The sequence below is a fragment of the Brevundimonas sp. Root1279 genome (genome assembly GCF_001425945.1).
GTDB lineage: Bacteria > Pseudomonadota > Alphaproteobacteria > Caulobacterales > Caulobacteraceae > Brevundimonas.
The window spans coordinates 195,219-221,342 of sequence record NZ_LMEB01000004.1 but is presented as its reverse complement, the minus strand read 5'-3'; the positions used below and the strand labels follow the sequence as shown (position 1 = coordinate 221,342).

At 68.7% G+C, this 26,124-nt stretch carries 24 protein-coding genes and 4 tRNA genes; 7 read left to right on the top strand and 21 right to left on the bottom strand.

Annotation, left to right across the window (positions count from 1 at the left end; translation table 11 throughout):
* The first annotated feature begins 3 nt into the window (after positions 1–3).
* The gene (locus ASC65_RS03825) at positions 4–753 is read left to right on the top strand and encodes an SRPBCC family protein (RefSeq protein ID WP_056449688.1); all 750 of its coding nucleotides are present in this window, start codon (positions 4–6) and stop codon (positions 751–753) included.
* On the opposite strand, the gene mfd is transcribed toward ASC65_RS03825, so the two are convergent.
* Together mfd and ASC65_RS03815 are read right to left on the bottom strand one after the other, a co-directional pair.
* Positions 750–4,187, bottom strand: a complete 3,438-nt coding sequence (gene mfd / locus ASC65_RS03820; protein ID WP_442854115.1) for a transcription-repair coupling factor — start codon at positions 4,185–4,187, stop codon at positions 750–752. The two genes, ASC65_RS03825 and mfd, sit on opposite strands and share 4 nt — an antisense overlap.
* Before the next feature lie 11 nt (positions 4,188–4,198).
* A complete protein-coding gene (locus tag ASC65_RS03815) occupies positions 4,199–4,519 on the bottom strand; it encodes an FAD assembly factor SdhE (protein WP_056449684.1) in 321 nt (106 codons plus the stop codon).
* 85 nt (positions 4,520–4,604) lie between these two features.
* On the opposite strand from ASC65_RS03815, the gene recG reads away from it, so the two are divergent.
* The gene (gene recG, locus ASC65_RS03810; RefSeq protein ID WP_056449682.1) at positions 4,605–6,692 is read left to right on the top strand and encodes an ATP-dependent DNA helicase RecG; all 2,088 of its coding nucleotides are present in this window, start codon (positions 4,605–4,607) and stop codon (positions 6,690–6,692) included.
* On the opposite strand, the gene ASC65_RS03805 is transcribed toward recG, so the two are convergent.
* Genes ASC65_RS03805 through kdsA form a run of 4 tightly spaced genes read right to left on the bottom strand, consistent with a single transcriptional unit; the run spans position 6,689 to position 11,126 of the window.
* Positions 6,689–7,795: a DUF3089 domain-containing protein gene (locus tag ASC65_RS03805; protein ID WP_056449680.1), complete on the bottom strand. Its 1,107-nt coding sequence runs from the start codon at positions 7,793–7,795 to the stop codon at positions 6,689–6,691. The genes recG and ASC65_RS03805 overlap by 4 nt on opposite strands.
* Positions 7,792–8,793 carry an ADP-glyceromanno-heptose 6-epimerase gene (gene rfaD, locus ASC65_RS03800; protein ID WP_056449679.1) on the bottom strand — a complete coding sequence of 334 codons (1,002 nt, stop codon included), beginning with the start codon at positions 8,791–8,793 and terminating at the stop codon, positions 7,792–7,794. Before rfaD ends, ASC65_RS03805 begins: the two co-directional genes overlap by 4 nt.
* Positions 8,793–10,244: a D-glycero-beta-D-manno-heptose 1-phosphate adenylyltransferase gene (gene rfaE2 / locus ASC65_RS03795; protein WP_056449677.1), complete on the bottom strand. Its 1,452-nt coding sequence runs from the start codon at positions 10,242–10,244 to the stop codon at positions 8,793–8,795. Before rfaE2 ends, rfaD begins: the two co-directional genes overlap by 1 nt.
* 18 nt (positions 10,245–10,262) lie before the next feature.
* The gene (kdsA, locus tag ASC65_RS03790) at positions 10,263–11,126 is read right to left on the bottom strand and encodes a 3-deoxy-8-phosphooctulonate synthase (protein ID WP_235561384.1); all 864 of its coding nucleotides are present in this window, start codon (positions 11,124–11,126) and stop codon (positions 10,263–10,265) included.
* Between the two features lie 199 nt (positions 11,127–11,325).
* Here kdsA and ASC65_RS03785 point away from each other — a divergent pair, with 199 nt between their 5' ends.
* Together ASC65_RS03785 and sseA are read left to right on the top strand one after the other, a co-directional pair.
* A complete protein-coding gene (locus tag ASC65_RS03785; RefSeq protein ID WP_056449675.1) occupies positions 11,326–12,546 on the top strand; it encodes an SAM-dependent methyltransferase in 1,221 nt (406 codons plus the stop codon).
* A gap of 25 nt (positions 12,547–12,571) precedes the next feature.
* The gene (gene sseA / locus ASC65_RS03780) at positions 12,572–13,402 is read left to right on the top strand and encodes a 3-mercaptopyruvate sulfurtransferase (protein WP_056449673.1); all 831 of its coding nucleotides are present in this window, start codon (positions 12,572–12,574) and stop codon (positions 13,400–13,402) included.
* Position 13,403: 1 nt separating this feature from the next.
* Here sseA and ASC65_RS03775 read toward each other — a convergent pair whose 3' ends face one another.
* Together ASC65_RS03775 and ASC65_RS03770 are read right to left on the bottom strand one after the other, a co-directional pair.
* Positions 13,404–14,717, bottom strand: coding sequence for a dicarboxylate/amino acid:cation symporter (locus ASC65_RS03775; RefSeq protein WP_056449671.1), 1,314 nt, complete (start codon positions 14,715–14,717; stop codon positions 13,404–13,406).
* 30 nt (positions 14,718–14,747) lie between these two features.
* Positions 14,748–15,824: an amino acid ABC transporter substrate-binding protein gene (locus tag ASC65_RS03770; protein ID WP_235561383.1), complete on the bottom strand. Its 1,077-nt coding sequence runs from the start codon at positions 15,822–15,824 to the stop codon at positions 14,748–14,750.
* A 130-nt stretch (positions 15,825–15,954) separates the two neighbouring features.
* On the opposite strand from ASC65_RS03770, the gene metC reads away from it, so the two are divergent.
* Positions 15,955–17,127 carry a cystathionine beta-lyase gene (gene metC, locus ASC65_RS03765; protein ID WP_056449668.1) on the top strand — a complete coding sequence of 391 codons (1,173 nt, stop codon included), beginning with the start codon at positions 15,955–15,957 and terminating at the stop codon, positions 17,125–17,127.
* Here the strand turns inward: metC and ASC65_RS03760 are convergent.
* Together ASC65_RS03760 and ASC65_RS03755 are read right to left on the bottom strand one after the other, a co-directional pair.
* On the bottom strand, positions 17,124–17,582 hold the full coding sequence (locus ASC65_RS03760) for a hypothetical protein (RefSeq protein WP_056449666.1): 459 nt from the start codon (positions 17,580–17,582) through the stop codon (positions 17,124–17,126). The two genes, metC and ASC65_RS03760, sit on opposite strands and share 4 nt — an antisense overlap.
* A gap of 30 nt (positions 17,583–17,612) precedes the next feature.
* Complete coding sequence (locus tag ASC65_RS03755) at positions 17,613–18,395, bottom strand: exodeoxyribonuclease III (RefSeq protein ID WP_056450428.1); 783 nt, start codon at positions 18,393–18,395, stop codon at positions 17,613–17,615.
* A gap of 125 nt (positions 18,396–18,520) precedes the next feature.
* Between ASC65_RS03755 and ASC65_RS03750 the strand changes: the two genes are divergently transcribed.
* The gene (locus ASC65_RS03750; RefSeq protein WP_056449664.1) at positions 18,521–19,006 is read left to right on the top strand and encodes a hypothetical protein; all 486 of its coding nucleotides are present in this window, start codon (positions 18,521–18,523) and stop codon (positions 19,004–19,006) included.
* Positions 19,007–19,261: 255 nt separating this feature from the next.
* A complete protein-coding gene (locus ASC65_RS03745) occupies positions 19,262–19,933 on the top strand; it encodes an HAD family hydrolase (protein WP_056449663.1) in 672 nt (223 codons plus the stop codon).
* Here ASC65_RS03745 and map read toward each other — a convergent pair.
* The 11 genes from map to glpX all read right to left on the bottom strand — a co-directional run bounded on the left by map (position 19,930) and on the right by glpX (position 26,105).
* Positions 19,930–20,688 carry a type I methionyl aminopeptidase gene (gene map / locus ASC65_RS03740; RefSeq protein ID WP_056450427.1) on the bottom strand — a complete coding sequence of 253 codons (759 nt, stop codon included), beginning with the start codon at positions 20,686–20,688 and terminating at the stop codon, positions 19,930–19,932. The two genes, ASC65_RS03745 and map, sit on opposite strands and share 4 nt — an antisense overlap.
* A 22-nt stretch (positions 20,689–20,710) precedes the next feature.
* On the bottom strand, positions 20,711–20,929 hold the full coding sequence (locus tag ASC65_RS03735; protein ID WP_056449661.1) for a ParD-like family protein: 219 nt from the start codon (positions 20,927–20,929) through the stop codon (positions 20,711–20,713).
* A gap of 72 nt (positions 20,930–21,001) precedes the next feature.
* Positions 21,002–21,078: transfer RNA gene (locus ASC65_RS03730), tRNA-Arg, on the bottom strand.
* A 79-nt stretch (positions 21,079–21,157) separates the two neighbouring features.
* Positions 21,158–21,463, bottom strand: coding sequence for an ETC complex I subunit (locus tag ASC65_RS03725; RefSeq protein WP_056449659.1), 306 nt, complete (start codon positions 21,461–21,463; stop codon positions 21,158–21,160).
* Between the two features lie 148 nt (positions 21,464–21,611).
* A tRNA-Pro gene (locus tag ASC65_RS03720) sits at positions 21,612–21,688 on the bottom strand.
* Between the two features lie 58 nt (positions 21,689–21,746).
* Positions 21,747–22,220 carry a DUF192 domain-containing protein gene (locus ASC65_RS03715; RefSeq protein ID WP_056449658.1) on the bottom strand — a complete coding sequence of 158 codons (474 nt, stop codon included), beginning with the start codon at positions 22,218–22,220 and terminating at the stop codon, positions 21,747–21,749.
* A gap of 83 nt (positions 22,221–22,303) precedes the next feature.
* A complete protein-coding gene (locus tag ASC65_RS03710; protein ID WP_056449656.1) occupies positions 22,304–22,858 on the bottom strand; it encodes a cold-shock protein in 555 nt (184 codons plus the stop codon).
* 204 nt (positions 22,859–23,062) lie between these two features.
* A tRNA-Glu gene (locus ASC65_RS03705) sits at positions 23,063–23,137 on the bottom strand.
* A 50-nt stretch (positions 23,138–23,187) separates the two neighbouring features.
* Positions 23,188–23,262: transfer RNA gene (locus tag ASC65_RS03700), tRNA-Glu, on the bottom strand.
* An 84-nt stretch (positions 23,263–23,346) separates the two neighbouring features.
* On the bottom strand, positions 23,347–25,149 hold the full coding sequence (gene recJ, locus ASC65_RS03695) for a single-stranded-DNA-specific exonuclease RecJ (RefSeq protein WP_056449654.1): 1,803 nt from the start codon (positions 25,147–25,149) through the stop codon (positions 23,347–23,349).
* Entirely contained in the window at positions 25,149–26,105 is a 957-nt protein-coding gene (gene glpX / locus ASC65_RS03690; protein WP_056449653.1) for a class II fructose-bisphosphatase, read from the bottom strand. The genes recJ and glpX overlap by 1 nt, the downstream gene beginning before the upstream one ends.
* Positions 26,106–26,124: the final 19 nt, after the last annotated feature.

Genomic DNA, 26,124 nt, shown 5'->3' with positions numbered 1-26,124 from the left:
GTCATGACCGAAGCCGCCGACAAGCCGATGAAGGACCGGGTCCTCGTCGAGGTCACCGTCCCGGCCCCCGCCGACCTGGTCTGGGAGGCGCTGCGCGATCCGCCCAAGATCAAGCAGTGGTTCGGCTGGGAGACCGACAGCCTCGATGACGAAATCGACTACATCTTCGTAGCCAACGCCGTGGCCGACGAGGCGAACCGCGTGGTCAGCTTCCCGGGCGTCAACGACCGCTATGAGATTGAGGCCGTAGGCGACGGCGCCTGCATGGTGCGGGTCGTTCGCTCTGCCCCGGCGGACACCGACTGGGACAATGTCTTCGACGGCATGATCGAGGGCTGGATCTCCTTCACCTGGCAACTGGCCTTCGCCTTCGCCCGTCATCCGGGTCAGGCGCGCCGGACGCTGTTTTTCTCGGGCCCGCCGCATGCCGATCAGCTGGGCCGCTCGCTGCTCGGCCTCGACGCCGCCCCGGCCAAGGGCGAGCCGTGGTCGATGCCGCTGGGCCCCGACGCGGACGCCTCGGGCCAGGTGTGGTTCACGGCCCGGCACCAGATCGGCGTCACCGTCGATGGCTGGGGCGACGGCCTGCTGGTGGTGCTGGACAGCCCGGTCAACAACAAGCGCCCACGCGGCTCGACCATGATCACCCTGACCACCTACGGCCAGTCGGACGCCGAGCTCGCGGAGCTGAAGGCCCGCTGGCAGAGCTGGTGGGATGAGCGCTTCGACACTGTCGCGCCGGGCTGCGACTAGCCGGCCCCCGCCACCCGCGCCAGATCGGCGGTGATGCGCTCGGCGACCTTTAGCCGGTCTTCGGGCGTGTCCCACTCCCCCTTCACGACGATCTTCTGATCTGGCCGCAGCTTCCAGAAGGCGTGGTTCTTCTGGATCAGGCCGACCAGGCCCATCGGGTTCGGGAAGATGTTGTCACGCAGGGTCAGGACGGCGCCCTTGGGCCCGACATCGATGCGTTCGATGGAGGCGGTCTTGCAGTTCGCCTTGATGCCGACGATGCGCAACAGCTGCTTGGCCTCGTCCGGCAGCGGACCGAACCGGTCGATAAGCTCGGCGGCCAGGGCTTCGCGGGATTCGTTGTTCTCGGCATCCGAGAGGCGGCGATAGAGACTGAGGCGGACGTTGAGGTCCGGGACGTAATCCTCTGGAATCAGGACGGCGGCCCCGACATTGATGGCCGGCGACCAGCCGCGGTCGACGACCCCGCCCTCGCCTGCCTGGCGCAGCTCGGCTACGGCGTCCTCGAGCATCTGCTGGTACAGCTCGACGCCGACCTCGCGAATGTGGCCCGACTGTTCGTCGCCGAGCAGGTTGCCGCCGCCGCGCTGGTCGAGGTCGTGGCTAGCCAGCTGGAAGCCAGCGCCCAGGTTGTCGAGCGACTGCAGCACCTGCAGCCGCCGCTCGGACGACAGCGAGAGCGGCCGCTTCGGATCGGTCGTCAGATAGGCGAAGGCGCGGGCCTTGGCCCGGCCGATGCGGCCGCGGATCTGGTGCAGCTGGGCCAGGCCGAACATGTCGGCCTTGTGCACGATCAGGGTGTTGGCCGTCGGCACGTCCAGGCCGCTCTCGACGATGGTGGTCGACAGCAGCAGGTCATAGGTGCCGTCGTAGAAGGCGCTCATCACGTCTTCCAGCTGGGTCGGCGACATCTGGCCGTGGCCGACGACGAATTTGATCTCCGGCACCTGCTCGCGGAGGAATTTCTCGATGTCCGGCAGGTCGCTGAGGCGCGGCACGACATAGTAGGCCTGGCCGCCGCGGTATTTCTCGCGCAGCAAGGCCTCGCGGACCAGCACCGGATCCCACGGCGTGACGTAGGTCCGCACCGCCAGGCGATCGACCGGCGGGGTGGCGATGATCGACATCTCGCGGATGCCGGACAGCGCCATCTGCAGGGTTCGCGGGATGGGGGTGGCGGTCAGGGTCAGCAGGTGCACGTCAGCGCGAAGCGACTTGAGCTTCTCCTTGTGCTTGACCCCGAAGTGCTGCTCCTCGTCGACGATCACCAGGCCCAGGTCCTTGAACCCAACCTGTTCGCTGAGCACCGCATGGGTGCCGACGACGATCTCGAACGTCCCGTCCTTAAGGCCCGCGCGGGTCTCGGCGGCGTCTTTGGCGGTGACCATGCGCGAGAGGTGGCGGACCGTGATCGGCCAGCCGGCGAAGCGCTCCGAGAAGGTCTTGAAATGCTGGCGGGCCAGCAGGGTCGTCGGGCAGACGACGGCGACCTGCTGGCCGCTCATGGCCACCACAAAGGCGGCGCGCAGGGCCACCTCGGTCTTGCCGAATCCGACGTCGCCGCAGATCAGGCGATCCATCGGCGTACCCTTGCCGAGGTCCTCCAGCACGTCGCCGATGGCGTTGAGCTGGTCGTCCGTCTCCTCGTACGGGAAGCGGGCGCAGAACTCGTCGAACAGCCCGTGCGGCGGGGTGATGGACTCAGAGGTGCGCAGGGAGCGCTTGGCGGCCAGCGCGATCAGGCCCTCGGCCATGTCGCGCAGGCGCTGCTTGGCCTTGGCCTTGCGTGCCTGCCAGCCGGCGCCGCCGAGCCGGTCCAGCTGCGCGCCGTCGGTGTCGCTGCCGTAGCGGGTCAGCAGGTCGATGTTCTCGACCGGTAGGTAGAGCTTGCTCTCGCCGGCGTACATCAGCTCCAGGCAGTCGTGCGGCGCCTCCTGGATCTCAAGCGTCTTCAGCCCCTCGTAGCGGCCGATGCCGTGGTCGAGGTGGACGACCAGGTCGCCCGTCGTCAGGGCCGAGGCCTCGGCGAGGAAGTTCGACGCCCGGCGCTTCTTCTTCGGACGGGCCAGGCGGTCGCCGAGGATGTCGGTCTCGGAGATGACGGCGACCGCATCGGTCTCGAAGCCGTGCTCCACCGGCAGGACGCCGCGCAGGTAGATGTCCTTGGGCGCCTTCTGGACATCGGCCCAGTCGCGCACGGCGACGACGTGCTCCAGTCCGTGGTCGGCCAGCATCGAGGCCAGGCGTTCGGACGAGCCCTCGGTCCAGGAGGCGAACAGGACGCGCTTGCCGGCGCCCTTCAGCGTCTCGGCGTGGCGGGCGACCGACTCGAACAGATTGACGCTGTCCTGCGCGCGCTCGGCAGCGAAGCTGCGGCCGAGCCGACCGCCGGCGTCTTCGCCGGGCCCGTGGAAGGGCGTCATGCGCCGCACCCAGCGGCCAGCCAGGGCGGAGTTCCAGTCGCCTTGTTCGAGATACAGCCGCTGCGGCGGCAGGGCGCGCCAGGCGGCGCCGCCCTTGCCCAGCGAGGCGTCGCGGCGGGCGTCGTAGGCGTCCTTGGTCAGGGTCCAGCGTTCGCCGCGGGCGGCCTCGACCTGGTTGTCCAGGAACAGGCGGGCGTCGTCCGGCAGATAGTCGAACAGGGTCTCGAGCCGCTCGTAGAAGAGCGGCAACCAGTGCTCCATGCCCTGACGGCGCGCGCCTTCGCTGATGGTGGCGTAGAGCGGATCGTCGCCCGGGGCGCCGAACAGGTTCAGATAGCCGGTGCGGAAGCGCGAAATGGCGTCCGGCGTCAGCAGGGCTTCGGACACCGGGGCCAATGAGACGTCCCGAAGCTGGCCGGTCGAGCGCTGGGTGGCCGGGTCGAAGGTGCGGATGGACTCCAGTTCCGAGCCGAACATGTCGAGGCGGACCGGTTCGGCGAAGCCCGGCGGGAAGGCGTCGATGACCCCGCCGCGCACGGCGAACTCGCCGCGCTCCGAGACGGTCGAGGCCCTGACGTAGCCGTTGGCGCCGAAATAGAGCTCCAGGGCCGCCGTATCGAGATCGAGGCCGACCATGGTTTCGAAGCCGGCGCCGCAGGTCACCTCACGCGGCGGCGTGCGCTGCATAGCGGCGCCGATGGTGGTCACCACCAGCAAGGGCTTGCGGTCGTCGTCGGCTCGCTGGGCCAGACGGGTCAGGGCCGCCATCCGTTCGGCCGAGACCGACGAGGTCGGACTCAGGCGGTCGTAGGGCAGACAATCCCAAGCTGGAAACTCAACCAGTTCAATGTCCCCGGCGAAGAACCGGAAGGCCTGCACGAACTCGCCCATGCGGGCGTAGTCGCGGGCCACGAAGACGCCGAGGCCGCCGTCGGCCTTGAGGCGTTCGGCGACGGTAAGGGCGTCGAGGCCTTCGGGGGCTCCGCCCAGTTCCTGATCGGTGCGCTTCACGGACACATCCATCAGCCGGCCCCATCGGCGACGACGGCGGCGACGTGCTCGGCCATGAAGGCGCGGATCTTGGCCATCACCGGCGTTTCGTGCGTGGCGGGGGTCTCCGTCGTGCCGATGATCCAGGCGTAGATCTGATGGTCGTCGTCCTGCGCCAACAGCGCCTCCAAATCACTGAGTTCCTGATCCGACAGGGACGGGCCGACCTGTTCGGCGAACGGGCCGAGCACGAGGTCGGCCTCGCGGAAGCCACGGCGCCAGGCGCGGAAGACGATCCGGCCCAGCCGTTCGCGGTCGGCGGTTTCGTTCAGGCGTGCGTCGATATCGGCCACAAGGTTCCTTGCCCGGTCGGTCAGTTTGAACAGCGGCGCTCAGATAGCGTTCCCTATCCGTTTCCGCCAGCTATGCTGTGCGTCCATGCGGCCGCAGATTCTCTTTCCGCTGTTCGCCGAGGTCTCGGGGCTGAAGGGCGTCGGGCCCAAGGTGCTGCCGCTCGTCCAGAAGCTGGCCGGGCCGCTGGTGCGCGACCTGCTGTTCCTGTCGCCGTCGGGCGTGGTGGTGCGACGACCGATGACGGCGGCCGATGCGGTCGAGGGCCAGGTCGGGATCTTTGAGGTGGTGATCGATCGCCTGATCGTCCCCAACCGACCCGGCGTGCCGATCAAGGTGAGGGCCACCGATCCCACCGGCTTCGTGCACCTGATCTGGTTTGGAGGTTCGGGCCAGCACATCGACCGGCTGCTGCCCAAGGGGCAGACGAGACTGGTCTCCGGCAAGGTCGAGCGCTTCAACAACGAGGTGCAGATCGTCCACCCGGACGTGTTCAAGCCCGAGGAGGCGGATGAGGTCGCCGCGGTCGAGCCGGTGTATCCGCAGACCCAGGGCCTGACTTCACGGGTGATGCGCAAGCTGGTGCGCGCCGCCCTGCCCTCCGCGCCTGAACTGCCGGAGTGGCAGGATCCGGCCTGGAAGGCGAAGCAGGGCTGGGTCGGCTGGCGCGAGGCGCTGGAGGCCCTGCATGCGCCCGAGGGCGAGCGCGACCTGGAGCCGGACGCGCCCGCCCGGCAGCGGCTGGCCTTCGATGAGCTGCTGGCTCACCAGTTGGCCCTCGCCCGCCGTCGTCGGGCGCGGCAGATCACGCCGGCGCCGGTGATCCATGCCGGCGAGACGGCGGAGCGGCTGCTGGGCGCCCTGCCCTTCGCCCTGACCGGCGCCCAGGCCCAGGCCATCGCCGAGATTCGCCGCGACCTGTCTTCGGGCGAGCAAATGGGCCGGCTGCTCCAAGGTGACGTCGGCTCCGGCAAGACGGCGGTGGCCGCGATGGCGCTGGCCGACGCGGCGGCTTCCGGCTTCCAGGGCGCCCTGATGGCGCCGACCGAGATCCTGGCGCGCCAGCACTGGCAGCGGCTGACGCCCTTGCTGGAGGCGGCCGGCGTGACGACCGTGCTTCTGACCGGACGGGACACGCCGGCGGAGCGTCGCGCGCGGCTGGCGGCCCTGGCCTCGGGCGAGGCCCAGGTGGCGATCGGCACGCACGCCCTGTTCCAGGACGCTGTCCGCTTCGACAAGCTGGCTCTGGCGGTGATCGACGAGCAGCATCGGTTCGGCGTCAATGAGCGCCAGAGGCTGCAGGCCAAGGGCGATCCGCGCACCGGCGGCGTGCACCTGCTGACCATGTCGGCGACGCCGATCCCTCGTACGCTGGAGCTGACCCAGTACGGCGAGCTGGAAGTGTCCCGGCTGACCGAGAAGCCGCCGGGCCGGACGCCGGTGACGACGGCTGTTCTGCCGCTGGCGCGTATCGGCGAAGTCGCCAAGCGGCTGAAGTCGGCGGTGGATTGCGGGGCGCAAGCCTACTGGATCTGCCCGCTGGTGGCCGAGAGCGAGGCGATCGATCTGGCGGCGGCCGAGGCCCGGGCGGCGGACCTGCGCCGCCTGCTGCAGATCGAAGTCGGCCTGGCGCATGGCCAGATGCCCGGCGCCGAGCGCGAGGCGGTGATGGCGGATTTCGCGGACGGGCGGACCCAAGTCCTGGTGGCGACGACGGTGGTCGAGGTCGGCGTCGACGTGCCCAACGCCTCGATCATGGTCATCGAACACGCCGACCGCTTCGGCCTGGCCCAGCTGCACCAGCTGCGCGGCCGAGTGGGGCGCGGGGCCAAGGCTTCGACTTGCCTGCTGCTCTACGGCGGCGGCGACGACGGGCTCGGAGAGACGGCCAAGACGCGGCTGGAGACCCTGCGGCGCACCGAGGACGGCTTCGAAATCGCCGAAGAGGATTTCCGCCTGCGCGGCGGCGGCGATCCGCTGGGGCTGAAGCAGAGCGGTTTCCCGGCCTATCGTTTCGCCGACCCGATCCGGCACAAGGGACTGATGCTGGCGGCGGCGGACGACGCGCGCCTGGTGTTGGGTCGCGATCCCGACCTGACCAGCCCGCGTGGCGAAGCGGTGAAGGTGCTTGAGGCCTTGTTCGACTGGCGTAACGATCGCCCCGGCATCGACTAGCTCGGGTTGGCCGCCTTCCAGGCGCTCAGCCGCGCTTCCACATCTGCTTCAATATCGCCATAGAACAGATTGTATGGCCGGGATTTTCTTCGCTCCGCCCAGCTGCCAGATGCGCGGAAGGATTCCTGTTTGGGGTTGGTGTGCCGAAGCAGGCCCTCCCGGCACCGGGTCGCGATTTCGCGTGCGAGCAGCGCCGGGCGCGCGCCCCACTCAAGCCCGGTCGCATTGGTCGCGCCGCGGCTGTGACGGGCGTCCACCGGCTCGGTCGAGGTGCTGCCGGTGACGGGGTTCACGCATACGGGCTGGCGGTCCCCGAGTTCGACCAGTCGGCCGCGTTCGTCCCACACCAGGGCGCGCCGCAGCCGTCGTCGGGCCGCGCCGTCATTGCTCTCGCTCACAGGCGACCAGCCCACCACACAACCGGTCTGATCGCGCTGGGTGCAGGCCGGGACCTGGGGCGACAGGCCGTTGGCGGGGGCGATGACGTCCATCAGATAGGCGGAGACCAAACGGCGGCGCAGATCGGCGTCAGGCGCAATCCGCTCCCGCACCAACCGTTCGACCAGATCGCCGCCCTGCTCGACTCCTGCCAGTACGATCGGGCCGTCTGGATGACGGGCCAGCCAGACGTCGAACGCCGTCTCGACATCGCCCCAGGCGAAGGCGCGGGCCTCGCGGGCGTCCTCGCGCAGGGTCAGACGGGTGTAGAGGCTCCCCTGGCGGTAGCGCGGGGCGCTGATCGCGCCGACCCGCGCGAAGGGACCGGCGTAGTTCGGCAGAACAACGCGGCGCAGCCAGGCGTCCGCGCGGCGATCGCCGATCGGGCCGTTCCAGTGGCGTCCGCCGTCATAGGTCGTGGAGTGCACGAAGAAGACCGCCGCCGGGCCGGAATCCGTGATGCGCGTTTCGCTCATCGCCCAGGCTTCGGGGCGGGCGTAGTCCGGCGCAGGCGGCGGCGTATAGGTCTGGAACGGGACCTGCGGGTCGAGGCCGGCCTTGAGGATGTCGCCACGCCAGATGGCCAGGGCCACGGTCAGGACGAAGACCAGGAAGACGCCGATCCAGCCGGCCCACTGCCGTGCGCTCAGCTGCGGCCGCTTCATCGATAGGGATCCGCGCCGGAAAGGAAGTTCTGCACGTAGCGACGCACGCCTTCTTCGAGCGGCGTCGACTGCCCGCCGAAGCCGGCGGCGCGGATCCGCTCCATGCGGGCCTCGGTGAAGTACTGGTACTTGTCGCGGATGCTCTCCGGGGTGTCGACGTATTCGACCCTGGGCTCCTTGCCGGCGGCGGCGAAAGTGGCGTGGGCCAGATCGAGGAAGGAGCGCGCCTGACCCGAACCGGCGTTGAACACGCCGGACACGTCAGGCGTCTCGAGCAGCCAGTTGATGATGTCGACCACGTCGTCCACAAAGACAAAGTCGCGCAGTTGGCCGCCGTCGGCGTAATTCGGGTTATGCGAGCGGAACAGGGTGACCGGCTCGCCGGCCGCGACCTTGGGCCAGATCTGGGCCACGACCGACTTCATACCGCCCTTGTGGTACTCGTTCGGCCCGTAGACGTTGAAGAACTTCAGGCCCGCCCACTGGCTCGGCGCCTGGCCTTCTTCAGCCTGTTTGGCGGCGTATTGGTCGAACAGGTATTTCGAGTAACCGTAGGCGTTCAGCGGGCGCAGGGCCGTCAGACCGCCCAGGCTGTCGTCGTCCTCGAACCCCTCAAGCCCGTCGCCATAGGTGGCCGCCGATGAGGCGTAGATCAGCCGCGCGTCGCGCAGCACGCACCAGTCCCACAGGTCGCGCGACAGGCTGAAATTGGTGCGCATGATCAGGTCGGCGTCGGCCTCTGTCGTCGAGGAAATGGCGCCCATGTGGATGATGGCCTCGACCCGATCGGCGTGACGTTCGAGCTGTTCGAACAGCTCCTCCGGCTGCCAGAAGTCGGCGATCGGGTGCTTGGCGAGGTTCTTCCACTTACCGAGCGCGGCCGACTCCATGCGGTCGCATACGACGACGTCGCGCCGCCCCTCTGCGCACAGGCGGGCGACGATGTTGGAGCCGATGAAGCCGGCGCCGCCGGTGACCACGATCATGCGGCGAGCCATCAACTGTCCTTCATCTTCTCGATGGTGCGGGTGGTGGAGAAGCCGTCCTCAAAGGTCGCCAGCTTCACCTCGCCGCCCCAGCTCTCTACCAGATCGCCGCCGACGACGCCCTCGCGGGTATAATCGGCGCCCTTGATCAGCACGTCGGGCCGCAGGCGCTTGATCAAGGACAGCGGGGTCGGTTCGTCGAAGCTGGTGACGCGATCGACACTGACGAGGCCGCCGATGACGACAGCGCGGCTGTCCAGATCATTGATCGGGCGGCCTTCGCCCTTCAGGCGGCGCACCGAGGAGTCCGTGTTCAGCGCCACCACCAGCCGGTCGCACCAGCTGCGCGCCTGGGCCAGATAGGCCACGTGGCCGCGGTGCAGGATGTCGAAACAGCCGTTGGTGAAGCCGACCTTGAGGCCCTGATGCTTCCAGCCCTCGACCACGTGGGCCAGTTCGTCCAGCGGCATGACCTTGGCGTGGGCCCCTGCGGCGTGCTGGCTCATCTCGGCGTCGATCAGCTCCGCTGGGCTGACCACGGCTGTACCCGCCTTTCCGACCACCACGCCCGAGGCGAGGATGGCGAACTCGACCGCCGTCTCCAGCGACGCGCCGGCCCCGAGCGCCAGGCCAAGCGCCGCCAGACCGGTGTCGCCGGCGCCGGAGACGTCGAAGACCTCTCGGGCCCGGCCGGGGAAATGCTTCGCCGAGCCGCCGCGGCGCATGAGGCTCATGCCCTTCCCGGCGCGGGTGACGACGATGGCCTTGGCCGTGGTGGCGTCGAGCAGGGCCTTAAGGGCGATCTCGACCTCGGCGTCGGTGTCGACCGGCAGTCCCGTGGCGCCGGCCAGTTCGCTGGCGTTCGGCTTGATCAGATCGACGGCGCCGTAGCGGGCGAAGTCGCGGCCCTTGGGATCTACAATCACCGGCGCGCCTGACGTGGCTGCGGTATTGAGGGCCTGGGCGATGACCAGATCGCTCACCACACCCTTGGCGTAGTCCGAGAGCAGATAGACCGAAGCGCCGGTAAAGGCGTCGGTTTCCGTCGCGAGGAGCGAGGCCTCCTCCTCGTCCTGGCGCAACAGCTGCTGGCCGGCGGCCACGAAGCGGGTCTTGACGATGGTGTTGACGCCGGCCCGGCGCTCGACGGCGTCCTCGACGCCGGGTTCGGCGGCGATCAGCGCGGCGAGCTCGTCGCCGGCCGCGTCCTGTCCGGCCAGGGCGCCCAGGCGGGCCATGCCGCCCAAGGCCGCCACGTTGCGCGCAACATTGCCGACGCCGCCGGGCATGGCGGTGCGTCGACGGGTGCGCAGCACGGGAATCGGCGCTTCGGGCGAGATGCGGCTGACCTCGCCATAGACGTAGCGGTCGAGCATCAGGTCGCCGACGCAGGCGACCTTCAGTCCGCGCACGCGCTCCAGCAGAGCCTGCAGTTGTCCGAGATCGAGCGTCCGTTCAGCCATGCAACCGAACTAGAGGATTCAGGCGGCCTTCGCCATCCGCGCCTTCGACAGGTCGTCATAGGCGATGAGGTCGGCGGCCAGGGCCTCGAACTGATCGAGCGGCACCATGTTCGGGCCGTCCGACGGGGCGTGATCCGGATCCTGGTGGGTCTCCATGAAGACGGCGTCGACGCCCACGGCCACAGCCGCGCGGGCCAGGACCGGCACGAACTCGCGCTGGCCGCCCGAGGAGGTGCCCTGCCCGCCCGGCTGTTGAACACTATGGGTGGCGTCGAACACGACCGGGCAGCCGATGTCGCGCAGCACCGGCAGGGCCCGCATGTCGCTGACCAGGGCGTTGTAGCCGAAGCTGGCGCCGCGCTCGCAGGCCATGACGTTGGGATTGCCGGCGCCCACGACCTTGGCGATGACGTTCTTCATGTCCCAAGGAGCCAGGAACTGGCCCTTCTTGATGTTGATCGCCTTGCCGGTGGCGGCGGCGGCCAGCAGCAGGTCGGTCTGGCGGCTCAAGAAGGCCGGGATCTGCAGCACGTCCACGACCTGGGCGGCGATGGCGCACTGCTCCTCAGTATGGACGTCCGTCAGCACCGGCAGGCCGACGCTCTCGCGAATCTCGGCGAAGATCGGCAGCGAACCCTCGAGGCCGAAGCCGCGGGCGGCGCTGGCCGAGGTCCGGTTCGCCTTGTCGAAGCTGGTCTTGTAGATGATGCCGACGTTCAGGCGCTCGCCGATCTCCTTGAGCGCGTGGGCCATTTCCAGCGCGTGCTCGCGGCTTTCCAGCTGGCACGGGCCGGCGATGAAGACGATGCGCTGGCCGCCGCCGATGCTGACGGGGCGCTTCAGGCCGTCCTTGATGTCGATGATGGCGTTCGGCTTGGACACGGCGTGATTCCCGGAATTGCGGCTGGGGCGCGCGGCCAATGCCGCACTTCTGCGGCGATCAGGTGGCGCCGGACTCGGTGGAGTGCAAGCTACCACGCCGTTTCGGCCCATGGCCACCGCCGCCGGGCGAGGCGAATACCGTTCGCCGAACCTTCACCGGGGATTGACGCCCGGCCCCGCTCTACCCAACATCTTCACCATGACGTCGGTCACAGCCGAGCGCCACGCGGCAACACCCCGCGCCCATCGCGGGTTCGGCTTGCTGTTGCGACTTCTGGCCATGAACTGGACGGTCGGGCGCCTCACGGTGCTGCTGCCCAACGGCGAGGCCCATCACCTCGAGGGCCGCGAGCCCGGCCTGTCGGCCATCCTCGACATCAAGGACTATCGCTTCGCCCGACGTGTCCTGGCCTCGGGCGATATCGGTTTCGCCGAGGGCTATATGGCCGGCGAATGGGAGACGCCCCATCTGGCCGCCCTGTTGGAGGTGCTGGTCAGCAACCATGGCCACATCCGGCGTCTGGTCGAAGGCAATCCGGTGATGAAGGCGGTGCACTGGATGCAGCACCGCTTGAACCGGAACAGCCGCGAGGGTTCGAAGAAGAACATCCACGCCCACTATGACCTGGGCAACGCCTTCTACTCCGCCTGGCTCGACCCCTCGATGACCTATTCCTCGGCACGGTTCAGCCAGGCCGGCATGGCGTTAGAGGCGGCGCAGCGCGAGAAATACGCCGCCCTGGCCCGCACCATGGACCTGCAGTCGGGCCAATCGGTGCTGGAAATCGGGTGCGGCTGGGGTGGATTCGCAGAGTTCGCCGCCAAGGAGATCGGCGCCAAGGTCACCGGCATCACCATCTCGCGCGAGCAGTACGACTTCGCCCGCCAGCGGCTGTTCAACGCCGGCCTGGCCGAACGGGCGGGCATCCAGTTGATCGACTATCGCGACGTCAAAGGCCGGTTCGACCGGGTCGCCTCGATCGAGATGTTCGAGGCTGTGGGGCTGGAATATTGGCCGGCCTATTTCGCCAAGATCCACGAGGTTCTGGTCCCCGGCGGACGGGCCGGCCTGCAGATCATCACCATCGACGATCAGGTCTATCGCGGGGCCTCGAAGCGCACGGACTTCATCCAGAAATACATCTTCCCCGGCGGCATGCTGCCGTCGGAGAAGGCGCTGGAGCCGGTTGTTTCCGAGGCCGGGCTGGCCTGGGGCGAACTGCAGCGTTTCGGTCTCGACTACGCCGAAACTCTCAAGCAGTGGGACGAGCGCTTCCAGGGCGCCTGGGACGACATCCGGCGTATGAGCGGCTTTGACGAGCGCTTCCGTCGGCTGTGGCGGTTCTACCTCGCGTATTGTGAAGCCGGGTTCCGGGTCGGCCGCATCAACGTGGTTCAACTGGGCCTGTCGCGCGCCTGAGGCCGTGACGATGCTAGGATGGGGCATGACCGACGCCCTGATCTCCACCGAAGACCTTGCCGCCCGAATCGGCGCGCCTGATCTGAGGATCGTCGACGCCAGCTGGCATTTGGACGGGCGCGATGGACGCCCGGACTTCGAGGCGGCGCGGATTCCCGGCGCGGTCTTCTTTGATCTGGAGGCCAGTTCGGACCAGACGAGCCCCCTCCCCCACATGCTGCCGGATGCGACGACGTTCGGGGCGCGGATGAGCGCGCTGGGGCTGTCGAACGACGATCGGATCGTCGTCTACGACACCGTCGGGATCCGGTCGGCGGCGCGCGTCTGGTGGATGCTGACGGTGATGGGGGCCCAACGCGTCCATGTGCTGGACGGCGGCCTGCCGAAGTGGCGGGCCGAGGGCCGGCCGGTGGAGAGCGGCGAGGCGGCCGGACCGGCGCCAGGCGCCTTCGAAGCCCGGCTGGACGAGGAGGGCGTGGCGAATGTCGAGACGGTGCGTGCGGCGGCGACGGAGGGTGTGCAGGTGCTGGACGCGCGGGCGGCAGACCGTTTCGCCGGGCGCGCCGCCGAGCCGCGGGCGGGACTGAGGTCCGGCCACATGCCGGGGGCGCTGAACCTCCCCTTCCCCGGCGTGCTGAAGGCCGACGGGACCATGAAGCGCGGGGCCGAACTGGAAGTCGCCTTCCGCGCAGCCGGCCTGGACCTCGACCGACCCGTAATCACCACCTGCGGCTCGGGCGTCACCGCCGCCATCCTCAGCCTCGGCCTGGCCGTGCTGGGCCGGCCGTCGCAGCTCTATGACGGCAGTTGGGCCGAATGGGGCGGGCGCGGCGACACGGCGGTCGAGACCGCCTGACTCAGCTCACCGACGGCGCGAACGGCTCTTCTGCGTCGGCCGGCACCACGGCGTCCGTCTCGCCGCGCGAGACGACGGTGGCCGCGACCAGGTCGCCGGTGACGTTCAGCGTGGTGCGGCACATGTCGAGGAAGCGGTCGACGCCGAGGATCAGGCCGATCCCTTCCGGCGGAACGCCGACCATGGCCAGGATCAGGGCGATGACCGGCAAGGAGCCGGCGGGAACGCCCGCGGTGCCGATGCCGCCGAGGATGCACACCAGCATGACGATCAACTGCTGGCCGATGCTGAGCTCGACGCCGAAGAACTGGGCCAGGAAGAGGACGGTCACGCCCTCGAACAGGGCGGTGCCGTTCTGGTTGGCGGTGGCGCCGACGGTCAGGACGAAGCGCGAGATGCGGCGCGGCAGCTTGAGCTCGGTCTCCGCGACGCGGATGGAGACCGGCAGGGTCGCGTTCGACGAGGCGGTCGAGAAGGCAACCACGATCGGCTCGCGCACGCCGTGGAAGAATTTGAACGGGTTCATCCCGCCGGCGAGCCAGACGACCAGCGGGTAGACGATGAACATGTGGATCGCCATGGCGCCGACGGCGACGGCCGCATAGGCGCCGAGGCGGATCAGCAGCTCCCAGCCGAACACGGCCGCGAGGTTGAACATCAGGGCGGCGATGGCGATGGGGGCGAGTTTGATGACGAGGTTGATGAGCTTCATCATCACCTCGAACACGCCTTGCAGGGTCATCTGCAGCTGGTCGGTCGCCTTGCTCTTGGCCATGACCATGCCGATGCCGAACAACAGGGCGAAGACCATGACCGGCAGGATCTGGTTCTCGGCCGCCGCGGTGACGACGTTCGAGGGGATCATGTCGAGGAAGAACTGACCCGCCTCGATGCTCTTGGGCGCATTGCCGACAATGCCCGCCGCGCCTTCTCGCCCCTGGGCCAGCAGTTGCTGAGCCATGGCCGGGTCCACCCCGTCGCCGGGGCGGAAGTAGTTGACCATGCCCAGGCCGATGCCGACGGCGATGGCCGAGACGATGATGGTGAAGACCAGGGTCTTGAAGCCCGCACGGCCGAGGGTCTTGAGGTCGCCCATCTCGGCGACGCCGACGGCCAGGGCCGAGAACAGCAGCGGCAGGACCAGCATGAACAGCAGGCGCAGGAATATCTGGCCCACTGACTGGATCAGGCTCATCACCTCGGGGATGACGACGAGACCGTTCAGGTTGACGTACAGCCCCCCGCCCAGACCGGCGAGGAAGCCAACCAGCATCCAGACGTAGAGCGGAATACCGCCGCGTTTCGTCGTTTCCATGAGCTTCCCCCCGGGCTTTGCGCCGCGTCGTTATCGGATCGGCAGGGCGTAGATCAAGCCGCCGGGCCGAGCGCTCCATTGTGCGTTAAGCCCCCGGGCCAGGTCGAGAGGCGAATTCGGGCCGATATTCCGGTCGAATATCTCGCCATAGTTGCCGGTCGCTTCGATGGCGTCCTTGGCCCAGGTCTTGGACAATCCCAGCGACGGACCCAGTTCGCCCTCGTCGCCGAGCAGGCGGCGGATGCGCGGATCGCGGGAATCCTCGGCCATCTGTTCGGCGTTGGTCTGGGTCACACCCAACTCTTCGGCGAGAATCAGGGCGTTGAGGGTCCAGCGGACGATCGAGGTCCAGGCCTCGTCGCCGCGCCGGACGGCCGGGCCCAGCGGCTCCTTGGAGATGACATCCGGCAGGATGGCGTGCTGCTCCGGATTGGGCAGCAGAGAGCGGGCGGCGGCCAGGGCCGAGATGTCGGCGCTGAAGGCGTCGCAGTCCTCGCGAGCATAGGCACTGCGGGCCTCTTCCTCGTTGGCGGCCATGACGGCGCGATACTCGATGCCCCGGGCGCGGAAGAAGTCGGCGACATTGAGTTCGGAGGTGGTGTCTCGCTGCACGCAGACGCGGGCGCCGTTCATCTCCTGGGCGCTGGCCAGGTCGAGCGAGCGACGCACCAGAAAGCCCTGGCCGTCGTAGTAGTTGATCCCGGCGAAGCGCACGCCTTCCTGGGACTCGCGGCTGAGCGTCCAGGAGGTCGCCCGCCACAGCACGTCGATGCGACCGTTGCGCAGGGCGTTGAAGCGCTGGGCCGAGGTCACCGGCACGAAGCGCACCTTGTCTGGATCTCCGAGGATGGCGGCGGCCAGCGCCCGACAGAAGTCGGCGTCGAAGCCCCGCCACTGGCCGCGGTTGTCGGTATAGGCGAAGCCGACCAGGCCCTCATGCACGCCGCAGTTCAGACGGCCGCGACGCCGGATCGCCTGCAGGGTTGGGCTGGTGAAGTCCGGGGCGGCGGTGGCCGGGTCGGGACCGGTCGGTTCAGTGGTCTCGGCGTCCTCGGAACGGTCTCCGCCGCCGCAGGCCGCGAGCAGCAGGCCAAAGGCGAGCGTCACGCCCGCCGCCGCCGTCCGTCGAACCACCCGTGACCGCATCGCGCGCCTCGTTGAAAGCCACACCAGACTTGCGCCCCGTGGACCTTTAGATGCCTTTGACGGCGGAACCGCAACCCTTGGGCGCGCCGACATGACCGATCGCTCCGACCGCACCCGCCTGATCGCCTCCGCCACCCGCCGAGGGCGTGGGCGTCGCGGCGTCAGCCCGCCGATCGAGCGCGCCTCGACCCTGCTGAACGACGATCCCGCGGCCCTGCGGGATGAGTCGGCCGGACCCGTCTACGGCATCGAGGACCTTGGCGCGGCGCGCGAGCTGCGCTCCGCCCTGGCCGAGCTGGAGGGCGCGAAAGACGCGTGGCTTGTCCCGTCCGGTCTGGCCGCCGTCACCGTGCCCCTGACCGCACTGCTCCGCCCCGGCGATGAGGTGCTGACGACGGACGCCCTCTACGGCCCGACCCGACGGTTCCTAAAGCGGCATCTGGGCCACCGCGGCGTCACCGCGACCTTTCACGCGCCGGACGCCTCGACCGACCAGATCCTCGCCGCCGTCACGGAGCGCACAAAGGTGCTGCTGATCGAATCGCCGGGTTCGTTGACCTTCGAGATGGTCGACGTGCCGGCCCTGGCCGAAGGCTGCCGGGCGCGGGGCGTGCTGACGGTGATGGACAACACCTGGGCCGCGGGCCTGTCCTTCAAGCCGCTGGCCCACGGGGTCGACGTCAGCGTGCAGGCGGTGACCAAATACGTCGCCGGCCATTCCGACCTGCTGATGGGCGCGATCGCGGCGTCCGACCCGGCTGTCTGCAAAAGAATCGCCGAGACGATCGAGGATCTGGGCTGGCGGGTGTCGCCCGACGACGCCTGGCTTGCGCTGCGCGGCCTGCGCACCTTGCCGCTGCGCTACGCCGAGCAGGCGCGCTCGGCCCTGGCGGTGGCGGAATGGCTGCAGGCCCGCGAAGAGGTCGCCGAGGTCCTCTACCCACCCCTGCCCGGGTCACCGATGCACGCTCTGTGGAGCCGTGATTACGTTGGCGCCGCCTCCATCCTCGGCGTCGTCATGAAGGGCGGCTCCGAGGCCGCCACCCACGCCCTGATGGCCGCCGTCGAACTGTTCGGCCTCGGTTACTCCTGGGGCGGTTTCGAGAGCCTCATGACGCATGAGACGGGGCAGATGGCCTATCGTCGTGGCGAGCCGGCGCTCGGCGGCGAACTGCTGCGGATCCACATCGGACTGGAGGACCCGGCCGAGCTGATCGCCGACCTGGCGCGTGGCCTTGCGGCGTGGCGGGCGGTCATCCGCTAGAGCTTGGCGCGAGCCGCCTTCAGCCTGGCCTTCAACTCATCCCTGACGCGGCCGTGTGATCGGGCGAGAGCCGCAGCCTCCTTGTCCAGAGCCGCACGGTGGGCGTCCAGCGCCTCGGCCTCCCGCGCCTGCTCCGCATCGAGTTCGGCGAGCTCAGCCTCCAGCGCCTCGACCCGGGCGCGGTCCTTCTCGCTCGGCCCCTTCCTAGCCTTGGCCTTCGGCGCCGCCGTCCGCTCGACCTTGCCGATGTCGACGGCCAGGCCGCGCTCGATCAACTCGCCCGGCGCGGCCAGCGCCGCCTCGTAGTCAGCGCCTTCGTCGATCTCCTTGGCCGCGCCGTCCTTGAAAAGGTCGCGCTTCACGCCCCAGGCGGCCAGGGCCTTGGGCCGCGACGGCGCCGCCACAGTCCAGGCGTGGAAGCCGTCGGAATAGGTGAACACCTTCAGTTTCGCCATCCAGCCGCAACGGCCGGACAGCGCGGCGGTTCAGTCAGGGGCTGGGGCCAGCTCGATCCAGGTCGGGGCGTGGTCGCTGGCTCGCTCGCGGCCGCGCACCGGCTTGTCCACGCCTGCATCGACCAGCCGCTCCGCCGCTGCCTGGCTCAGCAGCAGGTGGTCGATCCTGAGGCCGGCGTCCCGCTCCCAAGCCTGGCGGAAATACTGCCAGAAGGTCCAGGGCGGCGGATCCTGCGGGAAGCGCTCACGCAGGGCGTCGGTCCAGCCCTGGGCCAGCAGCCGGGCGAAGGCCGCCCGCGGCGCCGGCTGAAGGAGCGCGTCCTTCTTCCACGAGCGGGTGTTGTAGATGTCCGCGTCGGTCGGGACGACATTGTAGTCTCCCGCCAGGACGACGGGGGCGCCGGTCGCCAGCAGGCCCGCCGCGTGGGCGTTCAACCGCTCCATCCAGGCCAGCTTGTAGTCGAACTTCGGTCCCGGCTGGGGATTGCCGTTGGGCAGATAGAGGCACGCGATCAGCACGCCGTCGACGGCCGCTTCGATGTAGCGGCTCTGGGCGTCCTTTTCGTCGCCGGGGAGACTGCGGCGGGTCACTACGGGCTCGCGGCGCGACAGTATCGCCACGCCGTTCCAGCGGTGTTCGCCCTTCCATACGCCGTGATAGCCCGCGTCACGGATCGCCTTCGCCGGAAACTGGCTGTCGGTGGCCTTCAGCTCTTGCAGGCAGGCCACGTCGGGCCGCGCTTCCTCCAGCCACTCCAGCAGATTGGCCAGGCGGGTGTTGATCCCGTTGATGTTGAAAGTGGCGATGCGCACGAGGCCTGAACGGCAAGCGGAGGCGCCGGTTGCGGCCTCGGCCACAGCTTCCGCTCTCCGGGAAATGGGCTAGGAGAGACTCGGAGCCCTGACTTTGGGACCGCCGTCAGCTTTCGGATCCAGGAATGTTCATCGTCGCCCTTCTCGCCTCCGCTTCGATGGCCGCCGCCGAGGATACGAACCGTTTCTCCGCCCGCGCTCCGGAGATCGAAAACGCCCGGAGCTCGGCCGCCGGCTGGGGGTACGACTCGGGACGCGGCTTCTGGTCCCGAACCGATGTCTATGCCTATCGCTCCACATCGGGGGAGTGGCTGCCCATCCTGCGCCGCGAGGAAGCCGATCGCGCCGAACCGCGATGGGCCGAACCCGCCACGTGCCCCGCCGTACTCGCCATCCTTGATGAGATGCGAAACCTCGAGGTCGGACTTCACGTGGATATCCCCAATCGCGGCTGGGAGACCTCCGACCCGAGCCAGTCCTACATTTGGGCGCCGTCGGACGAGGGATCCGACTTCGTCCGGCTCTACGCGTCGAGCGGACCGCTGCGTGCGTTCACAGGCGGCGCCGAACGAGGACTGGCCGACTGCTGGAAGGACGAACGTCCGTTCTGACGGCGCGTCACCGAAACTTCACTGTTGAAAGCTGGCGCGGACGCTTCGGCGGGACTATGTCCCCGCCCATGGAGCCGCTTCTGCGCATGCCCCGGCCTGGTCGAACCGACCGCGGAGCGTTGCGTCGATGAACGAAGCGGCTGGTCGAGACCTTTTCAGACCAGCCCCGTCCTTGGTCCGTCCAGCGTTCGCCCGCCGGCCTGGCTCCCCTTCTCCGCCCTCGCCTCCGATCCGCAACAAGGGGATTCCTCCGGGATGATCACGCTTCCGCGCCTGCCTGCCGCCGTCGTCTTCGATATGGATGGTCTGATCTTCGACACCGAACGCCTGTGGATGGCGGCGATGGTCGAGACCCTGGCGATGCACGGGCATGATATGGAGCCCGACTTCTACCTCACCGTCGTCGGCACGCCCTGGGTCAGCATACGCGAAGGTCTGCTTGAACGGTTCGGGCCGGACCTGCCCGCCGACGAAATCGGCCCCGCCTGGACCGAGCGCTTCGTGTCCCTCTGTCGCGAGCGGTTGGCGTTGAAGACCGGGGTCGTGGAGTTGCTGGACGAACTGGACGCCCTCGGCATCCCGGCGGCAGTAGCGACCTCTTCGCCCAAAGCGCTGGCGCATGAGCACTTCGACGGAGCCGGGCTGACCGAGCGCTTCCAATGCATCCTGGCGCCGGGCGACTACGAGCGCGGCAAGCCGGACCCGGCGCCCTATCTCGCCGCCGCGCGCAGGCTGGGTGTCGACCCGCATGACTGCCTGGCGCTGGAGGACTCGCGCAATGGCGTCCGCTCAGCCGCAGCGGCCGGGATGATGACGGTCATGGTCCCGGACCTGCTCGGTCCGACGCCGGAGATCGACGCCTTGTGCCAAGCCATCGCCGCCGACCTGCATGAGGTGCGTAAGGGCCTTGTGGCTCTCGCCGCCTAGGCCGAGATCCGACCGCCCACCTTGCCCGCCTCGTCGCTGCGCAGGGTCAGCACCCGCACCCCGGTCGCCGTCACCGCCACGGTGTGCTCGAACTGGGCCGACAGCGAGCCGTCGGCGGTGCGGACGGTCCAGCCGTCGGCCTCTTCCGGGGCCACTTCGCGGCGGCCGGCGTTGATCATCGGCTCGATGGTGAAGGTCATGCCCTCGCGCAGAACCATGCCGGTTCCGGCCTTACCGAAATGCAGGACCTGCGGGTCCTCGTGCATTTCGCGACCGATGCCGTGACCGCAGTAGTCACGCACCACGGTGAAGCCGTTCTGACGGGCGTGGCTTTCAATGGCGTGGCCGATGTCCCCGATGCGGGCGCCCGGGCGCACCGCGCCGATGCCCTTCCAAAGCGCCTGATAGGTGGCGCGGACCAGGCGAACAGCCGCCGCCTTCACGGCGCCGACCATGTAGGTCTTGCTGGAGTCGGCGATGTAGCCGCCGGTCTCAAGCGTGATGTCGAGGTTGACGATGTCGCCGTTCTTCAGGGTCTCGTCCGTCCTGGGCATGCCGTGACAGACCACGTCGTTGATCGAGACGTTGAGCACATAGGGATAGTTGTACTGCCCCTTGCTGGCCGGTCGCGCGCCCAGGTCGTCGACGATGAAGCGCTCGACCCGGTCGTTGATCTCCATGGTGGTCATGCCGGCCAGGGACCAGGTGTCGATATGCTCGAACACCTGCGCCAGCAGGCGGCCGGAGCGCGCCATGGCCTCCAACTCCCAGGCCTCCTTAACAACCAACGGCCCATTCTCCCGGCGCGCCCGCCTCGACCCCTGCGGCCTGCATCTCGCGGGCGAGAATTTCATTGAAGGTCAGGGTCGGATTGAGCTCGGCGAGCATGCCGATCCTCATCCAGTAGGTGGCCTGGGCGTTGATCGACCGGCAGGTCAGGCCGCTGGCCCGACGCAGTTGGTCGTGCAAGGCGTCATCGATGTTGACCAGTCCCATGGGGTCTCGCTCGAAATATACGGTTTATATACGTATCGTATATCGTGTTACGCGTCGAGCATGGCCGAACCCTGGCGCGCCCTGCAGGATTCGAACCTGCGACCGTCCGCTTAGAAGGCGGGTGCTCTATCCAGCTGAGCTAAGGGCGCCCGAGGGCGTGCAGGCGAGTAAACGCGATGCGGCAGGCTGAGGCCATCCCGCCGCGGCGCCGAGACGGTCGCCTCGGACCTAGTGCGTCCAGGACTGCTTGCGGTAGGTGGCGAAATTGTCGGCGTAGGCCTTGAGGATCACCGGCGGCTCCTGCGGCTCCTGCAGGCGGAACGGGATGCCGTGGCGCTCGGCGTAGGCGACCGCTTCTTCCTTCGAGTCGAAGGTCAGGCGGACCTGGCCGTTCATGTCCGACGACGAGGTCCAGCCCATCAGCGGATCGATGGTCCGCGCCGAGGCCGGTTCGAACTCCAGCCGCCAGTCTTTCGACTTGGCCTTGCCGGACTGCATCGCGGTCTTGGCGGGGCGGTAGATGCGGGCGAGCATGGGCGGATCTCGTTCAGGCGAAGGCGTAGACGCCTCCATACAACGCATTCGCCCGCACTCAAGTCACGAACGATGGGTGTGGCCGGCTGACCTGGGCCGCGTCGGGTCGGGAGGTCCCGAAGGGCCGACGACCGCGGCCGACCAAAAATGGTCGGAGTGAGAGGATTCGAACCTCCGACCCTCTGGTCCCAAACCAGATGCGCTACCAGGCTGCGCTACACTCCGGCGGCGGGATTTGGCACACTCGACGCTGCGCCGCAACGCGGTTGAGCGCGATTAGGCGCTATTCCGCGAAGAAGGGGTGGCGAACCTTGTCGCCGGCCTTGGCGCCGATCTCGGCGGCGCGGCCGGCGCGGAGCTCCAGCACGCCCATGGCCGGGCCGTTGGACGGAATGATCGCGTCCGAGTTCGGCGGCGCATTGGCGGCGATCGAGACGATCACGCCGTGCGGGTCGATGTAGATGATGTCCAGCGGGCTGGGGGTGTTGTGCATCCAGAAGCCGCGCTCGGCGACATCGGGGAACTCGAACAGCATGCCGCGGTCGTCGGCCAGCGGGTCGCGGTGCATCAGCCCGCGCTGGCGCTCCATCTCGTCGTCGGCGATCTCGACGTGGAAGCGGTGCTCGCCCGACTGGGTCGTGATGGTCAGCGGCTCGAGCGGCTCGCCGTTGGGACCCTGCTGGGTGCCCGCGCCCGCGCAGCCGGCGAGCAGGACGAGACCGGCGATGCCGGCCAGGAAGCCACGACGAACGATCATCAAGTCACCCTTGAGAGCTGCTGAACCCGGAATCTCCCCGGCGTCCCGCATCTATAGCGCCGCAGAAGGCCCGTGGGGAGGCGTCAGGCGCCGGGACGGATTTCGGCGACGACCAGGCCCTTGGGGCCTTCGGCGAAGCGCACCGAGACGGTCTCGCCGGGCAGCAGGTCGTCGAGGCCACAGCGGCGCAGGGTCTCGACGTGGACGAAGATGTCGCCCGGCTGGCCGTTGCGGACCACGAAGCCGTAGCCCTTGGTGCGGTTGAACCACTTGACCACAGCCATCTCGAGGGTCCCGTCGTCCATCAGCGGCGGCAGCACGCGGGCGTTCCGGAGGCTTTCGTAGCCGCGACGCGGCGAAGCGGCGGCGTCGGGGTCGCCCTCGCCCAGGTCGTGCACCTCGGTGACCTGCCATCCCTTGGGCCGTCGTGCGCAATCACAGCTGATCGGAGCGCCTTCGGCGGCGGAGTCGCGGCCGCTGTCCCGCAGGCTGGAGATGTGCAGGAGCACGTCCTTCATGTCAGTCATGACGGGATCGTCAGGTACGATGAATCCATACCCCTTGCCGGGGTCAAACCACTTGACCCGCCCGGCGATCCTCACCGTCTCAACTGTTTGAACGCCCTCGAAGTCCGACACGGCCTTCCCCCCGCCCGCGTTGTGTGCGGACCGGCTTGTTTAACACGGTTCTGTGAACGGCGGAAAAGACAAAAACGCTGATTTTCAGTTGCGACGCGAATTATTTATGCAACCGAGGCGTTGAGGGCTCTCAGGGGCGGCCAATCTTTCCGCGCGCGGAAAGTTTCCAATGGCGGGCTTCGGCGATGCGTGAGGAGGCGCTCGTGGCAGTCCCTAGGGGAATCGAACCCCTCTTTTCAGGTTGAAAACCTGACGTCCTAACCGATAGACGAAGGGACCGCAGCGCGAGCGCGGACGACGCTTTCAGCGATGTCTGTGAGAGCCCCGCGTGGCAGTCCCTAGGGGAATCGAACCCCTCTTTTCAGGTTGAAAACCTGACGTCCTAACCGATAGACGAAGGGACCGCTGCGCGGGGAAGCGGCGATATAGCCGGGGCCTCCGAAGGCTGCAACGCCTTTTTCGAAGAAAAGTTGAGATCGTCGTTACGGCTAAGCCATACGCGGATCCGCGACGTCCTCGATCTCGAACTGGACGCCTTTGCGGCCGTTCCAGTCGTCGGCTTTCAGGCGGCCTGCGACCGACAGACCGCCCTGCCCGGCTAACAGAGCCTTGCCTGACGGCAGGTCGGCGCAGCGCCAAGCGATGGCCTTCACGGACGCACCATCGGCCCCGACCAGGCGGCAGCGCACATGGCCGCCATTCATGGCGACGGGCTCGCGAACCGAGACGTGCTCGAGCGCGAAGAGCGGCTCGGGATTCGCCGGTCCGAAAGGCGCCAGCTGCTCGAACTGGTCGAACAGGGCGCGGGTGGCGGCGCGGGGATCGACCAGGGCGTCGATCTCGACCGCATCCAGCGTCTCGGCGTCGGCCTGTTCATGGGCCAGCCGGTCGTTGAGGAAGTCGCGCAGGGCGGCGATGCCGTCGGTGCGGAGGGTCAAGCCCGCGGCCATCGCGTGGCCGCCGCCGGCGAGCAGCACCCCGGTCTCCCAGGCCGCCTGGATCGCCCGTCCCAGGTTCATGCCCGGCTGGGAGCGGCCCGAGCCCTTGCCGATGCCGTTGACCGCATCGACTCCGATGACGATCACCGGTTTGCGCCAACGCTCGCGCAGGCGCCCGGCGACGATGCCGACCACGCCGGGATGCCAGTCGGCGCCCTCGATCACCACCACGGCCGAACCATCGGCGTGAGCGCCGGACGCCTCGACGCGGCGAACGGCCTGGTCGGTGACCTGCCGCTCCACTTCGCGCCGCGCGATGTTCAGGGCGTCCAGCTCCTGTGCGATCGCCCTCGCCTCATCCGGGTCGTCGGTCGACAGCAGCCGAGCGCCGAGGTCCGACTTGCCGATGCGGCCGCCGGCGTTGATTCGCGGGCCGAGGATAAAGCCGGCGTGGTTGACCTTGGCCGGGCCTTCTTCAGCGCCGGCGGCGGCCAGCAGGGCCTTGAGCCCCGGATTGCCCCAGTCGGACATCACCCGCAGGCCCAGGCTGGTGAGGGCGCGATTGAAGCCCGTCAGGCCGGTGACGTCGCAGATCGCGCCCATGGCGGCCAGATCCAGCCACTGGCGGATGTCCGGCTGGGGGCGGTCCTCGAACAGCCCCCGGCGGCGACCCTCGCGGTTGAGCGCGGCGAGCAGGACGAAGACCACCCCGGCCGCGGCCAGGTTGCCCTGCCCCGAGTTACAGCCCGGCCGGTTGGGATTGACCACGGCCAGGCAGTTCGGCGGCTCCTCGCGCATCAGGTGGTGGTCGATGACCACGACCTTCAGCCCGATGGCGGCGGCGTGGGCGACGGCCTCATTGGCCGCGGCGCCGCAGTCGACGGTGACGACCAGATCCGCCCCGGCCGCCTTCAGCGTGTCGAAGGCCTTGGCGCTGGGGCCGTAGCCTTCGGTGATGCGGTCGGGAACATAGATCGGCAGTTCCGCGCCCATCGCGCGGAACCAGCGAACCAGCAGGGCCGCGCTCGACGCGCCGTCGACGTCGTAGTCGGCGAAGACGTGGATCGAGGCCTTGGCCTGCAGGGCGTCGAGGATCGCCTCGGCCGCCGCGTCCATGTCCGTGAAGCTGGACGGATCCGGGAACAGGGCCTTGAGCGTCGGCTCCAGGAAGTCCGCCCCCTGATCGGCGCGCACGCCGCGCGCGGCCAGGGCTCGGGCCAAGGGCTCGTCGAGGCCGAGGGCCTGGATGTGGGCGCGCACGACCGAGGCCTCGGCCGGTCTTTGCCTCCAGGCGCGCCCGGACAGCGAGCGCGACACGCCCAGGAAGGCGGGCGTGGTCGCGCCGTCGGCCATCAGAGGGGCCGCTGCGTGCGGATGCGCTGCACGGTGCGGGTCGAGGAATCCATCACCAGCGTATGGGTCGAGACCGAGCCGTTGCGCAGCAGCACGCCGTCCAGCATCGCGCCCTTGGTCACGCCCGTGGCGGCGAAGACCGCATCCTTCGAGACCAGCTCGTGCAGGTCGTATTTGCGGTCGAAGTCGGTGACGCCTGTGCGCTGGGCGCGGGCCCGCTCGTCGTCGTTGCGGAAGATCAGCCGGCCCTGGAAGTGGCCGCCGACGCATTTCAGCGCCGCCGCCGCCAGGACGCCCTCCGGCGCGCCGCCGGAGCCGAGGTACATATCGATGCCGGTCTCCGGCTCGGCGGTGTGGATGACGCCGGCCACGTCGCCGTCGGTGATCAGCAGCACACGGGCGCCGACTTCGCGCAGGGCGGCGATCAGCTCCGCGTGGCGGGGGCGGTCCATAACGCAGATGGTGATGTCGCTGGGGTCGACGCCCTTGGCCGCGGCCAGCGAGCGGACGTTGTCCTGGGGCTTCATGTCCAGGTCGACGGTGCCCGGCGCATAGCCCGGGCCGATAGCGATCTTGTCCATATAGGTGTCGGGCGCGTGCAGCATGCCGCCGCCCGGCGACATGGCGAGCACGGCCAGGGCGTTGGGCATGGCCTTGGCCGTCAGGGTGGTGCCTTCCAGCGGGTCCAGCGCGATATCGACCGCCGGACCTTTGCCGGTGCCGACCTTCTCGCCGATGTAAAGCATCGGCGCTTCGTCGCGCTCCCCCTCGCCGATGACGATCTTACCGTCGATGTCGAGCGCGTTCAGGGCGGTCCGCATGGCGTCGACCGCCACCTGATCGGCGGCCTTCTCATTGCCGCGGCCGATGAGGCTGTGGGCCGCGATGGCGGCCAGTTCGGTCACGCGCGCGGCGTCCGCGGCGAGGGTCGAGGCGTAGGGGGCCGTTCCGGCCATGGGCGTTCTCCTGAGGCGA

What these genes read in the sequence shown, in the direction of transcription:
- ASC65_RS03825 (WP_056449688.1), top strand. Translation starts at nt 4, where the DNA reads ATGACCGAAGCCGCCGACAAGCCGATGAAGGACCGGGTCCTCGTCGAG.
- recG (WP_056449682.1), top strand. Translation starts at nt 4,605, where the DNA reads ATGCGGCCGCAGATTCTCTTTCCGCTGTTCGCCGAGGTCTCGGGGCTG.
- ASC65_RS03805 (WP_056449680.1), bottom strand. Translation starts at nt 7,795, where the DNA reads ATGAAGCGGCCGCAGCTGAGCGCACGGCAGTGGGCCGGCTGGATCGGC.
- rfaD (WP_056449679.1), bottom strand. Translation starts at nt 8,793, where the DNA reads ATGGCTCGCCGCATGATCGTGGTCACCGGCGGCGCCGGCTTCATCGGC.
- rfaE2 (WP_056449677.1), bottom strand. Translation starts at nt 10,244, where the DNA reads ATGGCTGAACGGACGCTCGATCTCGGACAACTGCAGGCTCTGCTGGAG.
- ASC65_RS03785 (WP_056449675.1), top strand. Translation starts at nt 11,326, where the DNA reads ATGACGTCGGTCACAGCCGAGCGCCACGCGGCAACACCCCGCGCCCAT.
- sseA (WP_056449673.1), top strand. Translation starts at nt 12,572, where the DNA reads ATGACCGACGCCCTGATCTCCACCGAAGACCTTGCCGCCCGAATCGGC.
- ASC65_RS03775 (WP_056449671.1), bottom strand. Translation starts at nt 14,717, where the DNA reads ATGGAAACGACGAAACGCGGCGGTATTCCGCTCTACGTCTGGATGCTG.
- metC (WP_056449668.1), top strand. Translation starts at nt 15,955, where the DNA reads ATGACCGATCGCTCCGACCGCACCCGCCTGATCGCCTCCGCCACCCGC.
- ASC65_RS03760 (WP_056449666.1), bottom strand. Translation starts at nt 17,582, where the DNA reads ATGGCGAAACTGAAGGTGTTCACCTATTCCGACGGCTTCCACGCCTGG.
- ASC65_RS03750 (WP_056449664.1), top strand. Translation starts at nt 18,521, where the DNA reads ATGTTCATCGTCGCCCTTCTCGCCTCCGCTTCGATGGCCGCCGCCGAG.
- ASC65_RS03745 (WP_056449663.1), top strand. Translation starts at nt 19,262, where the DNA reads ATGATCACGCTTCCGCGCCTGCCTGCCGCCGTCGTCTTCGATATGGAT.
- map (WP_056450427.1), bottom strand. Translation starts at nt 20,688, where the DNA reads ATGGCGCGCTCCGGCCGCCTGCTGGCGCAGGTGTTCGAGCATATCGAC.
- ASC65_RS03735 (WP_056449661.1), bottom strand. Translation starts at nt 20,929, where the DNA reads ATGGGACTGGTCAACATCGATGACGCCTTGCACGACCAACTGCGTCGG.
- ASC65_RS03725 (WP_056449659.1), bottom strand. Translation starts at nt 21,463, where the DNA reads ATGCTCGCCCGCATCTACCGCCCCGCCAAGACCGCGATGCAGTCCGGC.
- ASC65_RS03715 (WP_056449658.1), bottom strand. Translation starts at nt 22,220, where the DNA reads ATGATCGTTCGTCGTGGCTTCCTGGCCGGCATCGCCGGTCTCGTCCTG.
- recJ (WP_056449654.1), bottom strand. Translation starts at nt 25,149, where the DNA reads ATGGCCGACGGCGCGACCACGCCCGCCTTCCTGGGCGTGTCGCGCTCG.
- glpX (WP_056449653.1), bottom strand. Translation starts at nt 26,105, where the DNA reads ATGGCCGGAACGGCCCCCTACGCCTCGACCCTCGCCGCGGACGCCGCG.